The sequence below is a fragment of the Pseudomonas sp. SJZ080 genome (genome assembly GCF_007828295.1).
Lineage (GTDB): Bacteria > Pseudomonadota > Gammaproteobacteria > Pseudomonadales > Pseudomonadaceae > Aquipseudomonas > Aquipseudomonas migulae_A.
This window is the reverse complement of record NZ_VIUK01000002.1, coordinates 136945-150479: the sequence shown is the minus strand read 5'-3', so window position 1 is coordinate 150479 and position 13535 is coordinate 136945. Positions and strand designations below refer to the sequence as shown.

Annotated in this window: 11 protein-coding genes; 9 read left to right on the top strand and 2 right to left on the bottom strand. The window is 60.8% G+C overall.

The window, feature by feature from the left end; all coding sequences use genetic code 11:
- Positions 1-56: 56 nt before the first annotated feature.
- The 4 genes from FBY04_RS03160 to FBY04_RS03145 all read left to right on the top strand — a co-directional run bounded on the left by FBY04_RS03160 (position 57) and on the right by FBY04_RS03145 (position 4125).
- On the top strand, positions 57-863 hold the full coding sequence (locus FBY04_RS03160; RefSeq protein ID WP_084320068.1) for an ABC transporter substrate-binding protein: 807 nt from the start codon (positions 57-59) through the stop codon (positions 861-863).
- Between the two features lie 12 nt (positions 864-875).
- Positions 876-1649, top strand: a complete 774-nt coding sequence (locus tag FBY04_RS03155) for an amino acid ABC transporter permease (protein ID WP_084320066.1) — start codon at positions 876-878, stop codon at positions 1647-1649.
- Positions 1650-1651: 2 nt separating this feature from the next.
- Positions 1652-2431: an amino acid ABC transporter ATP-binding protein gene (locus FBY04_RS03150; RefSeq protein WP_084320064.1), complete on the top strand. Its 780-nt coding sequence runs from the start codon at positions 1652-1654 to the stop codon at positions 2429-2431.
- A gap of 83 nt (positions 2432-2514) precedes the next feature.
- On the top strand, positions 2515-4125 hold the full coding sequence (locus FBY04_RS03145; protein ID WP_145314490.1) for a gamma-glutamyltransferase family protein: 1611 nt from the start codon (positions 2515-2517) through the stop codon (positions 4123-4125).
- 65 nt (positions 4126-4190) lie between these two features.
- On the opposite strand, the gene mhpT is transcribed toward FBY04_RS03145, so the two are convergent.
- Positions 4191-5426, bottom strand: coding sequence for a 3-(3-hydroxy-phenyl)propionate transporter MhpT (gene mhpT, locus FBY04_RS03140; RefSeq protein ID WP_145314489.1), 1236 nt, complete (start codon positions 5424-5426; stop codon positions 4191-4193).
- A 334-nt stretch (positions 5427-5760) separates the two neighbouring features.
- Here mhpT and FBY04_RS03135 point away from each other — a divergent pair, with 334 nt between their 5' ends.
- A complete protein-coding gene (locus FBY04_RS03135; protein ID WP_145314488.1) occupies positions 5761-7071 on the top strand; it encodes an OprD family porin in 1311 nt (436 codons plus the stop codon).
- Positions 7072-7128: 57 nt separating this feature from the next.
- Here the strand turns inward: FBY04_RS03135 and FBY04_RS03130 are convergent, their stop codons facing one another.
- The gene (locus tag FBY04_RS03130; RefSeq protein WP_084320057.1) at positions 7129-7617 is read right to left on the bottom strand and encodes a MarR family winged helix-turn-helix transcriptional regulator; all 489 of its coding nucleotides are present in this window, start codon (positions 7615-7617) and stop codon (positions 7129-7131) included.
- Between the two features lie 212 nt (positions 7618-7829).
- Here FBY04_RS03130 and FBY04_RS03125 point away from each other — a divergent pair, with 212 nt between their 5' ends.
- From FBY04_RS03125 to FBY04_RS03110, 4 genes are all read left to right on the top strand, one after another.
- Complete coding sequence (locus tag FBY04_RS03125; RefSeq protein WP_145314487.1) at positions 7830-8660, top strand: p-hydroxycinnamoyl CoA hydratase/lyase; 831 nt, start codon at positions 7830-7832, stop codon at positions 8658-8660.
- Between the two features lie 129 nt (positions 8661-8789).
- The gene (locus tag FBY04_RS03120) at positions 8790-10238 is read left to right on the top strand and encodes an aldehyde dehydrogenase (RefSeq protein WP_084320056.1); all 1449 of its coding nucleotides are present in this window, start codon (positions 8790-8792) and stop codon (positions 10236-10238) included.
- Positions 10239-10392: 154 nt separating this feature from the next.
- Entirely contained in the window at positions 10393-12276 is a 1884-nt protein-coding gene (locus tag FBY04_RS03115; RefSeq protein ID WP_145314486.1) for a feruloyl-CoA synthase, read from the top strand.
- Positions 12273-13511 carry a thiolase family protein gene (locus FBY04_RS03110; RefSeq protein WP_145314485.1) on the top strand — a complete coding sequence of 413 codons (1239 nt, stop codon included), beginning with the start codon at positions 12273-12275 and terminating at the stop codon, positions 13509-13511. Before FBY04_RS03115 ends, FBY04_RS03110 begins: the two co-directional genes overlap by 4 nt.
- The last annotated feature ends 24 nt before the right edge of the window (positions 13512-13535 follow it).

Genomic DNA, 13535 nt, shown 5'->3' with positions numbered 1-13535 from the left:
GACAGTGTTTTGACTTTGAGTACTGCCCCGTTACTAAACAACTGGAGTGTCTCGTCATGCATAAACGCCATATGTTACTTGCGGCTGTATCCCTCGGGCTCTGTGCACAGTGGGCGGTTGCCGCGCCCCAGGTGCCGGAGCGACTGCAAAAGGTCGACAAACTCACGTATTGCTCGGGCATGGATTCACCGCCCTTGGTGTCTTTCGATGAGGCGCAAAAACCCAGGGGCCTGACGGTCGATCTGGGGCTCGAAATCGCCAAGCGCCTGGGAAACAAACCGGTGCAATGGCGGGTCATTCCTTTCTCCGGGCTGCTGCCGGCATTGCTCGCCCAGCAGTGCGACATGATCGTTGATCAGCTGTTCGACAAGCCCGAACGGCGGGAGGTGATCGACATCGTCAACTACATGTATTCCAGCCAGTCAGTGGTCGTCCCGAAAGGCAATCCCAAGGGCATCAAAACCCTGGATGGACTGTCCGGGCACAAGGTGGCAGTACTCAATGGCTCGACGATCAAGACTCTGCTGGACGCCGAAAACGAAAAGCTGACCAAGGCTGGCAAGACCCCAATGAAACTGGTGGTCTACAACAGCGATACTGATGCCTTTCAGGCGCTGCGCATCAGTCAGGTAGACGCTTACGGTACCACCGTGGAAACCGCCGGTTACTACGCCGCCATGGCGCCTGATCTGTTCGAGGAAGGGGTGCCGGCCTTCAGCCGGATTCTCACTGGCTTGGGAATTCGCAAGGATGATCCGCAGCTCACTGCAGCGGTACAACAGATCATCACTGACATGCGCAGCGATGACAGTTACGTGCAGTTGCTGAGCAAATGGCATGTTTCCAGCGACACACTCGACTGAGGTGAACGCTTGATGAATTTCAATTGGGATGTGTTCTGGCAATACCTGTTGCAGCCCAGCGGGGTTTACCTCACCGGACTTTGGCTGACCTGTCTGATCAGTGTGCTGGCGATGGCGTTAGGCTGTGTACTGGGGCTGGCGGCGGCGCTGATGCGTCTGTCGCGCAACCCGCTACTCAACCTGCCGGTACGGTTTTACGTGTGGCTGATGCGCGGCACGCCGCTGTTGGTGCAGATCGTTTTTCTCTACACCGCATTGGCCGCCGGCGGGATCTTCCGTTTCGAGGACGTGGAGCTGTTGGGTCTGGTGGTGCCTGGCAACATTCAGGCTGCGATCATCGCCCTGGGCCTGAACGAAGGCGCCTACATGGCCGAGATCATCCGCGCGGGGATCGGCGCCGTGGACAAGGGGCAATACGAGGCTGGGCGTTCGCTGGGCATGACCTTCGCCAAACTGATGCGGCGAATCGTTCTGCCTCAGGCGTTCCGGGTCATCGTTCCTCCGCTGGGCAACGAGTTCAACGTGATGCTCAAGAATACGACGCTGGTCAGTGTGATTGGCGTGCAGGAATTGCTGCTGAGCACGCAAATGGTCACCTCGGCGACATTCCGGGTATTTGAACTCTACCTGGTGGTGGCGATTTATTTCCTGCTGCTGACCACCCTTTGGGGCTTCTTCCAGCGTTGGTTGGAGGCGCGTTTCGGACAGTCCGATCGACCCGCACCGCCAGCGGCTGGTAGCCGCATGTTCGGCCGCGGCACTCTGAAATTGCTGAGGGGGCGTTAAGCATGGCGCACAAAAGTGAAGAACTGATCATCGAGGCCCTGGACATTCACAAGTCCTTCGGTGACCTGGAGATTCTAAAGGGGATTTCCTTGCAGGTGCGGCGCGGTGAAGTGGTGGTGTTGATCGGCGCCTCGGGTTCAGGCAAAACCACCTTCATTCGCTGTATCAATCTGCTGGAAGACATTCAGGGTGGGCGCATTCGCGTCAACGGTCGCTCCATGGGTTACCGCGAGCGCGCAGATGGCAGCCTGGTGCGCGACTCCGAGCGCAACATCGCTCGCCAGCGTCGGGACATCGGTATGGTCTTCCAGCGTTTCAATCTGTTCCCCCACATGACCGCGCTGGAAAATATCATCGAGGCACCGATCCAGGTGCTCGGCGTGCCACGCGCCGAAGCGTTGGAACAGGCCCGGGCCTTGCTCGCGCGGGTCGGTCTGGCGGACAAGGCCATGCATTACCCGTCGATGTTGTCCGGTGGACAGCAACAGCGCGTGGCCATCGCCCGGGCGTTGGCGATGAAACCCCAGGCCATGCTGTTCGACGAGCCCACCAGCGCCCTCGATCCGGAGACCGTCGGTGAGGTGTTGCAGGTGATGAAACAGTTGGCCGATGACGGCATGACCATGGTGGTGGTCACCCATGAAATGGGTTTTGCCCGAGAAGTCGCTGACCGCGTGGTGGTCCTCGATCAGGGGGAACTGATCGAACAGGGGCCGCCGGAACAGATCTTCAGTCGACCGACTCACCCGCGAACCCAGGCCTTTCTCAGTCGCGTGCTTTGACCTTCTCAGTCGGGTCTTTTTTCACCCGGCAATGAAACCGGACACCTGCGGCCAATGAATCCTTGTTTGGAAGAACTTTTGCCATGTTGAAATTTTCTGCCCACGAATATCCCTATCCGTCGCAACGTCAGAGCGTGTTTGCCCGCCGTGGCATGGTCGCGGCTTCACAGCCACTGGCTGCCGAGGCCGGCATCGAGATCATGCGCAAAGGGGGCAATGCGATTGATGCCGCGATTGCCACGGCAGCAGCGCTTACTGTGGTTGAACCCACTGGCTGCGGCTTGGGCGGCGACGCCTTCGCCCTGGTCTGGAGCAAAGGCCGATTACACGGACTCAACGGCAACGGCCACGCGCCGGCGGCACTGACTATTGATGCCGTCAAAGCGAGTGGTCACGAGCAGATGCCGCTTTATGGCTGGACGCCGGTCACGGTGCCCGGTTGCCCTTCGGCCTGGGCGGAGCTGTCCAAACGTTTCGGCAAGCTGCCCTTTGCCGAGTTGCTGCAGCCCGCCATCAGTCTGGCCCGGGATGGCTTTCCACTGTCACCGGTGGTCGCCCGACAATGGCAGACCGCTCTGGATGAATTCGGCCCCCATCGAGACCCAGTGCTCGACGTCTGGTTCGACACGTTCCTGATTGAAGGTCGTGCGCCAAAGGCCGGTGAATTATTCCGCAACCCGGCGCAAGCCCGAACGCTTGAAGAACTGGCGGACAGCGCTTGCGAAAGTCTCTATCGCGGCGACCTGGCTCAGCGTCTGGATGCCCATTCCCGCGCCACCGGCGGCTACCTGCGAGCCAGCGACCTGCGGGACTATCGCGCTCAATGGGTGGATCCGATCAGCATCAACTACCGCGGCTACGATGTGTGGGAAATCCCCCCAAGCGGGCAAGGGCTGGTGGCCCTGATGACCCTGAAAATCCTTCAGGGCTTCGACTTCGACCACCGAGACAGCCAGCAGACCTGGCATCGTCAGTTGGAAGCCATGAAGCTGGCCTACAGCGACGGCCTGCATTACATCACCGATCCGCTGCACATGCGTGTGGCGGTGGCTGACCTTCTCAGCGATGCCTACAGTAGCCAGCGCCGTGAACAGATCGTTGATCAAGCTCAGACTCCCAAGCCCGGCACCCCCCACTCCAGTGGTACGGTGTATCTGGCCACGGCGGATGCGGAGGGCAATATGGTCTCCTTTATCCAGAGCAACTACCACGGCTTCGGTTCCGGTGTGGTGCTGCCCGACAGCGGCATCGCCTTGCAGAACCGCGGGCAGGAATTCAGTCTCGATCCCGAGCACGCCAACTGCCTGGTTCCGGGCAAAAAAACCTTTCATACGATCATTCCCGGTTTCATCAGCAAAGGCGACGTACCGGTGGGACCGTTCGGCGTTATGGGGGGGTATATGCAACCCCAAGGCCATGTGCAGATGGTCATGAATCTGGTTGATTTTGGTCTCAACCCCCAAGCCGCGCTGGACGCTCCGCGGTGGCAATGGCTGGGGGAAATGAAGGTCGGCATCGAACAGGGGGCATCTCGGGACCTGGCGGCTTCGCTGGCACGGCGCGGACACCAGATTCAGGTTGATTGCGACCTGATCAACTATGGCCGAGGGCAGATCATCATCCGTGACCCGGACACTGGTGTACTGTGCGGCGGCACCGAGCCGCGAGCCGATTCCCATATTGCCGTGTGGTAGCGGGCCGCTGAAAACAAGAAAAGAGACCTCGGTCTCTTTTCTTGTTTCTGTGGCAGAGGGCGCAGTCAGGGTTTGTCCGCGACCGGGTTCGCCGTCCTCAGCTCGGGCGCAGTTTGCGGGTCCGATCGGACAATCACACTGATAATGGTCAGTGCTGCAATCACCAACCCCGGTGAAGTCGCCAGTAACACCCCAGTGGTGCCGGCCCCGGCCGCCAGAATCTGCCCCGCGGCCAGGGGACCGGCCACCGACCCCAGACGACCGATGGCTACCGCTGCGCCGACGCCGGTGGCACGCACCGAAGTCGGGTACGAAGGTGGTGCCAGGGCGTAAAGCACCAACTGCGCGGCCATCACAAACAACCCTGCGCAAAACCCGGCGATGGCCATGGGGACGATGCCCACCGACAGACCGACCCCGGTCAGCGCTGCCAGCAATCCGGCGTATACGGACAGCACCACCTTGACGCCGTTACAGCGATCCAGTAGCACCCCGCCAAGTAATGAGCCGAGGGCGCCGCCGATGTTGAACAGCATCTGCACCAGGCCAGCTTCGGCTTTGCTGAACCCTTGTTCCAGCAGCAGTGATGGCAGCCAGTTGAGCAACATGTACATCACAGTCAGGGTGAAGAAGTAGCTGAGCCACAACGCCAGGGTGACGCGAGCCCGGTCTTCGCCGAATAACGCCTGGACGGTTGAAGCGCGGGCCACGGTGACGGTGCCTTGTTGCTGGCGAAAGGCGCTTGACTCGGGCAGCAGCAGGATCATCAGCGGCACCACCAGCAAGGGTGCGAGCCCGCCGATGATGAAGGTCGTCTGCCAATGCTCGGTGAAGAGCATGGCGACCACCGCCGCCAATGCGCCGCCCAACGGCACGCCGGCATACATGATGCTGATCGCGGTACCGCGACGCTGCTCACCCACGGCCTCGGCACACAGGGCGATCAGGTTGGGCAAGGCGGCGCCCAGGCCCAGGCCAGTCATGAAGCGAGCCAGTAGCAGGCCAGAGAAACTGCTGACGTAAGCGGTGCTAAGGGAGAACACACCGAACAGCAGCACCGCTGCGATGAGGATTTTCTTGCGGCCGATTCGATCGGCAATCCAGCCACCGAAAAAGGCGCCCGGCAGCAAACCGATAATTCCGGCGCTGAATACCCAGCCCATCGATTTCGGGTCCAGGGCAAAGGTCTGGCGCAGGCCCGCGGCGGCAGTACCGGCAGCTTGCAGGTCGAAACCTTCGATCAGTGCAACGATAAAACACAGGGCAATGGTCAGCGTCGTACGACGTGATGGGGTGTCCATGGCGAACCTCATTATTGTTTTTGTTGGTGTGCTGACGGATGAGCGCGAGCCTGTTCTCACGAGGCGATGACAGGGCTGAAATAAGATTAACAAATATAACTAAAAAATGAATACAAAAGATTTTTCGCTAAAAAACACCATTTAAGTCAATTAAATCAGGTATATGGCGTGGCGATAGAGAGTTGCTCGAAAAATAGATAATTACATTAATGTTCGTTTATCGGTCGCTCGCGATTGACGCCACGCCAGGCTGTTTCCATTCTCTGGCTGCAGATCTCCGGGATAGTCCCAACAGTCCCGTTCAAAAAACAACAACAATAAGTGGACATCGAACATGCCAAACCTTCCTTGGGACGCCCTTGTGGCGGATTCAACCTTACCTGTTCGCGCACGCCACCTGGCCTTGCTGGGCCTGAGTTTGATTGCGCCATCGGCGCTGGCTGACGGTTTTATCGATGACAGTCACGGCACCTTGACCTTGCGCAATTACTACCTGGATCGGGACTACAAGGATGACGGGGCGAAAACCGCGGCACGGGAATGGGCTCAGGGTTTCATCATGAACGTGGAGTCGGGCTTTACCCCGGGGAGTGTCGGCTTCGGCCTGGACGCTCGTGGGTTGATGGGGGGCAAGCTGGATTCGGCGCCGGACCGCAGCGGCACCGAGTTGCTGCCGGTGTCTAGCAGCGACAAGCGCGCGGCGGACGAGTATTCGCGCCTGGCCATGACTGCCAAGATGCGTGTTGCCCAAACCACGGTGAAAACCGGCGACGTGTCGATCTTCCTGCCATTCGCTTTCGCCAGCCCGTCGCGGCTGCTGCCGCAGACTTTTCGCGGCACCACGCTCAGCTCAAAGGACATCGACGGACTGATCTTCAACACCGGCTACATCGATCGCATCAACAAGCGTGATTCCACCGACTACCAGCCAATGAGCATCGCTTCGCCGAACCGGCGTTTCAATGGCGCGGCCACCTCATCGCACATGGCCTATGTCGGCGGCGATTACCAGGTGAACAAGAACCTTAGCCTGCGCGCTTATCACGCCGAAGTGGCGGACCTGTATCAGCAGAACACCCTGGCCTTGCTGCACAATCTGCAGGTGGGCGAGGGCACGCTGACCAGCGACCTGCGCAGTTTTTTCAGCGATGAAGACGGCAGCGCCAAGGCCGGCAAAGTGGACAACCGCAACCTCTCGGCGCTGTTCGGCTATCGCTTTGGCGGCCATCGTCTGAGCCTCGGCTATATGCACGCCAGTGGCGACACAGCGACGCCCTATGTGTCGGGCACCGAGTTGATGGGCATGAGCGAGCTGACCATGAGCTCGGACTTTCTCAATGCCAAGGAGCGGACCTGGCAAGCGATGTACGATTATGACTTCGCCGCCGCCGGGGTGCCTGGCCTGAAGAGCCGGCTGCGTTATGTGCGCGGTGACCATATCGAACTGGCGGCGTTGAATGCCGACGACCGCAAGGAACGGGAGTTCCAGATGGAGCTGGGGTATGTGATCCAGAGTGGTCCGCTGAAGAATGTCGGGCTGATGGCGCGCAAGTCGATCTATCGCAACGACTTCCCCGCCGACGCGGCGTTTCGCGATGAAAACCAGACGCGCTTTCTGGTGCTCTACACCGTGCCGATCTGGTAAGCCGTTTCACTTGTAATGAATCCGGCCGCTCCCCAAGAGCGCGCCGGCGTTCGCGTTTCAGGCTTGATAGACCTTTTTCAGCAACCTGAGCAGTTCTTCGCGTTCCTGACTGTCGAGAGCGGACGTGGCATCCATGTCGCTCTCGGCGGCAATCAGCTTCAACTCCTTGAGTAGCGTCTCGCCGGTCTTGCTCAGGAATATCCCATAGGAGCGTTTGTCCGGTTTGCAACGTACCCGTACCGCGAGCGCGCGCTCTTCGAGTTTGTTAAGCAGCGGCACCACTTGGGGCGGTTCGATAGCCAGGGCTTTGGCCAGGTCGGACTGCATCAGTCCGGGGTGCTGCTCGATGATCGCCAGGGCCGAGAACTGGGCGGGCCGCAAGTCGTGGGCCGCAAGTCGGCTGATCAGATTCTGGAACAGTTTCAACTGGGCCCGGCGCATGGCGTAACCGATCAGCTCGTCCAATGCGGAGTCCATCGGCGCCTGAATTTCAGCGTTGACGGCCAGGGCTTCTGGGGCAGCGACATTTTTGGACGACTTGGCCATTGCGGGAAAATCCCTCGGGTTTCAGGTTAATAAAGGTATCTAGTTTGACGAGGTTGGACAGGAATAGCTATGTCAGGAGCCTAACACGTCGCCCTTCCATGGAGCTCGATGGCGAAAAATATTTGGTTAATTCAATTAATAGTTAATTGACATAACTAATTTGTCGGTTTAGTTTTTACCCATCGTCAAGCCAAGAACAAGAGAGCATCACCATGAGCAATTACGAAGGTCGCTGGACAACCGTCAAAGTGGAAATCGAGGAAGGCATCGCGTGGGTCATCCTCAACCGCCCGGAAAAACGCAACGCCATGAGCCCGACCCTGAACCGCGAGATGATCGACGTTCTGGAAACCCTGGAGCAGGATCCAGACGCCGGTGTACTGGTGCTGACCGGTGCGGGCGAAGCCTGGACCGCAGGCATGGACCTCAAGGAATACTTCCGTGAAGTGGACGCCGGCCCGGAAATCCTTCAGGAAAAAATCCGTCGCGAAGCCTCTCAATGGCAATGGAAACTGCTGCGCATGTACGCCAAGCCGACCATCGCCATGGTCAACGGCTGGTGCTTTGGTGGTGGTTTCAGCCCGCTGGTGGCCTGTGACCTGGCGATCTGCGCCGATGAAGCGACCTTCGGCCTGTCGGAAATCAACTGGGGCATTCCGCCGGGCAACCTGGTGAGCAAAGCCATGGCCGACACCGTGGGGCATCGCCAGTCGCTGTACTACATCATGACCGGCAAGACCTTTGATGGTCAAAAAGCCGCCGAAATGGGCCTGGTCAACGAGAGCGTACCCCTGGCGCAACTGCGTGACGTGACAATCGAACTGGCGCGTAATCTGTTGGAGAAGAACCCGGTGGTGCTGCGCGCGGCCAAGCATGGCTTCAAGCGTTGCCGCGAACTCACCTGGGAGCAGAACGAAGATTACCTGTACGCCAAGCTCGATCAGTCACGCCTGCTGGACGCCGAAGGTGGCCGCGAGCAGGGCATGAAGCAGTTCCTCGACGACAAGAGCATCAAGCCCGGTTTGCAGACTTACAAGCGCTGAATTGCGGCGTTGAAATCAAGGCGAGCTGGCCGGGCGATCGAGCGTCCGCCAGCTGTTCGCCCCGGCGCCTCGGCGCTACTGTGAACCCCTCGAACGTATTCCCGATAAAGACAATAAAGAGGAATCACCATGCTGGACGTGCCCCTGCTGATTGGCGGCCAGTCGTGCCCCGCCCGAGACGGTCGAACTTTCGAACGGCGTAATCCGGTGACCGGTGAAGTTGTGTCGCGCGTTGCCGCCGCCACCCTGGAAGATGCCGATGCTGCGGTCGCCGCGGCCAAAGCGGCATTCCCCGCCTGGGCGGCCCTGGCCCCCAACGAGCGACGTACCCGGTTGCTGCGCGCGGCTGAGCAGTTGCAGGCTCGCTGCGCGGAGTTCATCGCGGCGGCCGGCGAGACTGGTGCCATGGCCAACTGGTACGGTTTCAATGTGCACCTGGCGTCCAACATGCTGCGCGAAGCCGCGTGCATGACCACCCAGATCACCGGCGAAATTATTCCCTCCGATGTGCCCGGCAGCTTCGCCATGGCCTTGCGTCAACCCTGCGGCGTGGTGCTGGGCATCGCGCCCTGGAACGCGCCGGTGATCCTCGCCACTCGCGCTATCGCCATGCCGTTGGCCTGCGGCAACACCGTGGTGCTCAAGGCGTCGGAACTGAGCCCGGCGGTGCACCGGCTGATCGGTCAAGTGTTGCAAGACGCCGGCCTCGGTGATGGCGTGGTCAACGTCATCAGCAACGCGCCCCAGGATGCCGCGGCGATTGTTGAACGGCTGATCGCCAACCCGGCGGTGCGTCGGGTCAACTTCACCGGTTCGACCCATGTTGGGCGCATCGTCGGCGAACTGTCGGCGCGTCATCTCAAACCGGCGTTACTGGAGCTGGGAGGCAAGGCGCCGTTCCTGGTGCTGGAGGATGCCGACCTGGATGCAGCGGTGGAGGCGGCGGCCTTTGGCGCCTTCTTTAATCAGGGCCAGATTTGCATGTCCACCGAGCGCCTGATTGTCGATGCCAAAGTGGCCGATGACTTTGTCGCCAGGCTGGCGGCGAAGATCGCCACCTTGCCCGCGGGCAATCCCAATGCCGAAGGTTCGGTCCTCGGTTCTCTGGTGGACAGCAATGCCGGTGAACGCATCAAACTGTTGATCGACGATGCCCTCGATAAGGGCGCAGCCCTGGTTGCGGGTGGTCAGCTGGAGGGCAGCATTCTGCAGCCGACCTTGCTCGACGGCGTCACCGATGCCATGCGTCTGTACCGCGAAGAATCCTTTGGCCCGGTGGCGGTGGTGCTACGAGGCGAGGGCGACGAAGAGCTGTTGCACTTGGCCAACGATTCCGAATTCGGCTTGTCGGCGGCGATCTTCAGTCGCGACACTAGCCGCGCTCTGGCCTTGGCTCAGCGGGTCGAATCGGGTATCTGCCATATCAACGGCCCGACCGTGCACGACGAGGCGCAGATGCCCTTCGGCGGAGTCAAGTCCAGCGGCTATGGCAGTTTTGGCGGCAAGGCGTCCATCGAGCACTTCACTCAGTTACGTTGGGTGACCTTGCAGAACGGACCGCGGCACTACCCGATCTGAGCAGACGTCGCACCTTTGGGCGACGAACGCTTGAGAGCGATCGTCGCCCGCGTGCAGGCCAGACATAACAATAACGAGGCTGCAGTCGCAGGCTGCCATGCCCCGGTGAACGCATTTGTGCGAGCCGTGGTGTGCCTTGATGGAGAACAAGCACGTGAGTTCCGAATTCAGATCGCCACCCCAGAACGAAGCCAGTGCGCCGCGCTATCGCCACGTATCCATCGGCCGTCCAGCGGTCGAGGTCAGCGAAGAGCAGGGCATTTTGCACATGCGCTCCCTGGAGCCTTTGGCTGAGTTGCCCGCACGCCTGCTCGATCGCCTGGTGCACTGGGCACAGGTGCGCCCGCAACAGACCTTTATCGCTGCTCGCCAGGACGGCGGCGACTGGCGCCGGGTGAGTTACGCTGAGATGCTGACCAGCGTCCGCGCCATTGCCCAAAGCCTGCTCAGTTATGGGCTTTCGGCCGAACGACCGCTGGCGATCCTCTCGGGCAACGACATCGAGCATTTGCAAATTGCTCTGGGCGCCATGTACGCGGGCATTCCCTATAGCCCGGTCTCACCGGCCTATTCGTTGTTGTCTCAGGATTTCGCCAAGTTGCGGCATGTCTGCGACCTGCTACAACCGGGCCTGGTGTTTGTCAGCGACGCCTCGACCTATCAGCGGGCAATCGATGCGGTGGTGCCGGCTGACACGCCGCTGATCACCGTGCATGGCCAAATACCGGGCCGGAGTCAGATGAGCTTTGCCGGCCTGCTGGAGCAGCCCGGCGGTGCCGAGGCCGATTGCGCCTTCACGGCGACCGGGCCGGACAGCATCGCCAAGTTTCTGTTTACCTCCGGCTCCACCAGGCTGCCCAAGGCGGTGGTCACCACCCAGCGCATGCTCTGCGCCAACCAACAGATGCTGTTGCAGACCTTCCCGGTATTCGGCGAAGAACCACCGGTGCTGGTGGATTGGTTGCCGTGGAATCACACCTTCGGCGGCAGCCACAACGTTGGCATCGTACTGTACAACGGCGGCACCTTTTACCTGGACGATGGCAAGCCGACCGCCCAGGGTTTTGCCGAAACACTGCGCAACCTCAAAGAGGTATCGCCCACCGCCTACCTGACTGTGCCCAAGGGCTGGGAAGAACTGGTCAACGCCCTGGAGCAGGATGGCGAGTTGCGTGAACGTTTTTTCTCGCGCATGAAGCTGTTCTTTTTCGCCGCTGCCGGCTTGTCCCAGAGGATTTGGGATCGCCTGGACCGGGTCGCCGAACAGCATTGTGGCGAACGCATTCGCATGATGGCAGGGCTCGGAATGACCGAGGCGGCACCGTCTTGCACCTTCACCACCGGGCCACTGTCCATGGCCGGTTATATCGGCCTGCCGGCTCCCGGTTGTGAAGTGCGGCTGGTGCCGGTGGACGGCAAGCTGGAGGGGCGTTTTCGCGGGCCGCACATCATGCCCGGTTATTGGCGTGCACCACAGCAGACCGCCGAAGTGTTCGACGAACAAGGTTTCTACTGTTCCGGCGATGCGCTGAAACTGGCCGATGCCCGTGATCCACAACTGGGGCTGATGTTCGACGGGCGCATTGCCGAGGACTTCAAACTGAGCTCCGGCGTGTTTGTCAGCGTTGGCCCGTTACGCAATCGCGCAGTGCTCGAAGGTTCGCCCTATGTTCAGGATATGGTGGTGGCCGCGCCGGACCGCGAATGTCTGGGTGCGCTGGTCTTTCCTCGGCTGTACGAATGCCGACGTCTGGCCGGTTTGAGTCCGGACGCTAGTGATGCCGAGGTCCTGGCCAGCGCGCCGGTGCGTCAGTGGTTTGGTGATTGGCTGCAACGGCTCAACCGCGACGCCACCGGCAATGCCAGCCGCCTGGAATGGATCGCGCTGCTCGATGAACCCGCCTCCATCGATCGCGGTGAAATCACCGACAAAGGCTCGATCAACCAGCGGGCGGTCTTGCAATGGCGTGCCGACAAGGTTGAGGCGCTGTATCGAGGCGAAGACCTCTCGATCCTGCGCGCCGGTCCACGGTCTTGAGTTACGCAGGGCAGTATTCGGCCTTCACCGATGTGGCGATTCTTGAGGCCGTGCGCACGCCCTGGATTGACGTCGGTGGTGCGCTGGCTCAGGTGTCGCCCATCGATCTGGGCATCAAGGTCGGTCGTGAGGTGCTGGCCCGTGCCGGGTTCGATCCGCGAGCGGTCGACAGTGTGCTGGCGGGCTCCATGGCCCAGGCCAGCTTCGACGCCTACTTGCTGCCACGCCACATCGGTCTTTACAGCGGTGTGCCGCAACAGGTGCCGGCGCTGGCGGTGCAGCGCATTTGCGCGACCGGTTTTGAGCTGTTGCGCCAGGCCGGTGAGCAACTTCGCGACGGCGTGGAACTGGCGCTGTGCGTGGGCGCCGAATCCATGTCGCGCAACCCGATTGCTGCCTACACCCATCGGGACGGATTTCGTCTCGGTGCGTCGGTGGATTTCAAGGATTTCCTCTGGGAGGCGCTGTACGACCCGGCACCGGGACTGGACATGATCGCCACGGCGGAAAACCTTGCCCGGCGTCATGTCCTGAGTCGCGAAGCGGTGGATACCTATGCCCTCAACAGCCACGAGCAAGCGTTGCAAGCGCAGACTTCTGACTGGTTCGCCGATGAAATCGTCGCAGTGCGCAACGAGTCATTCGATCTGGACGGCTATCAGCCTCGGGGCATTACGCTGCCGCGTCGGGTAGACGCAGTCACCCTCGACAGCCACATTCGGCCCACTGATTTCCTCGCGTTGGCGACGTTGCGGGCGATTCATGCGGGGGGTGTGCAAACCGCTGGTAACAGCTGTGCGGTGGTGGACGGTGCAGCGGCGGCTCTGGTCGGCCGCGCAACGGCGGGTACGCGACCGGCACTGGCAAACCTGCTGGCGGCGGTGGTCGGTGTGGCCCCGGAGTTCATGGGGATCGGCCCGGCTCCGGCGATCCAGCTGCTGCTGCAACGCAGCGGGTTGGCGCAGGATGATATCGCCCTGTTTGAAATCAACGAGGCGCAGGGGGCGCAGGTGCTGGCAGTGGCCAAGGCGCTGGAGCTGGACACCAACAAGCTCAACCGCCGTGGCGGCTCAATTGCCCTCGGCCATCCATTGGCCGCCACCGGCCTGCGTCTGGTGATGACGCTGGCCCGGCAGTTGCGCGAGCAGAATCTGCGCTATGGGATCGCCGCTGCCTGTGTCGGTGGCGGGCAGGGCATGGCCGTGCTGATCGAGAACCCGCAGTACCGCGACTGAGCCCTATAGCCTCCTGCGCGCTGG

Bases quoted from the DNA above. Each gene is read 5' to 3' on its own strand.
- FBY04_RS03130 (WP_084320057.1), bottom strand. From the start codon at position 7,617: ATGGCCAAGTCGTCCAAAAATGTCGCTGCCCCAGAAGCCCTGGCCGTC.
- FBY04_RS03125 (WP_145314487.1), top strand. From the start codon at position 7,830: ATGAGCAATTACGAAGGTCGCTGGACAACCGTCAAAGTGGAAATCGAG.
- FBY04_RS03145 (WP_145314490.1), top strand. From the start codon at position 2,515: ATGTTGAAATTTTCTGCCCACGAATATCCCTATCCGTCGCAACGTCAG.
- FBY04_RS03150 (WP_084320064.1), top strand. From the start codon at position 1,652: ATGGCGCACAAAAGTGAAGAACTGATCATCGAGGCCCTGGACATTCAC.
- FBY04_RS03155 (WP_084320066.1), top strand. From the start codon at position 876: ATGAATTTCAATTGGGATGTGTTCTGGCAATACCTGTTGCAGCCCAGC.
- FBY04_RS03120 (WP_084320056.1), top strand. From the start codon at position 8,790: ATGCTGGACGTGCCCCTGCTGATTGGCGGCCAGTCGTGCCCCGCCCGA.
- mhpT (WP_145314489.1), bottom strand. From the start codon at position 5,426: ATGGACACCCCATCACGTCGTACGACGCTGACCATTGCCCTGTGTTTT.
- FBY04_RS03160 (WP_084320068.1), top strand. From the start codon at position 57: ATGCATAAACGCCATATGTTACTTGCGGCTGTATCCCTCGGGCTCTGT.
- FBY04_RS03135 (WP_145314488.1), top strand. From the start codon at position 5,761: ATGCCAAACCTTCCTTGGGACGCCCTTGTGGCGGATTCAACCTTACCT.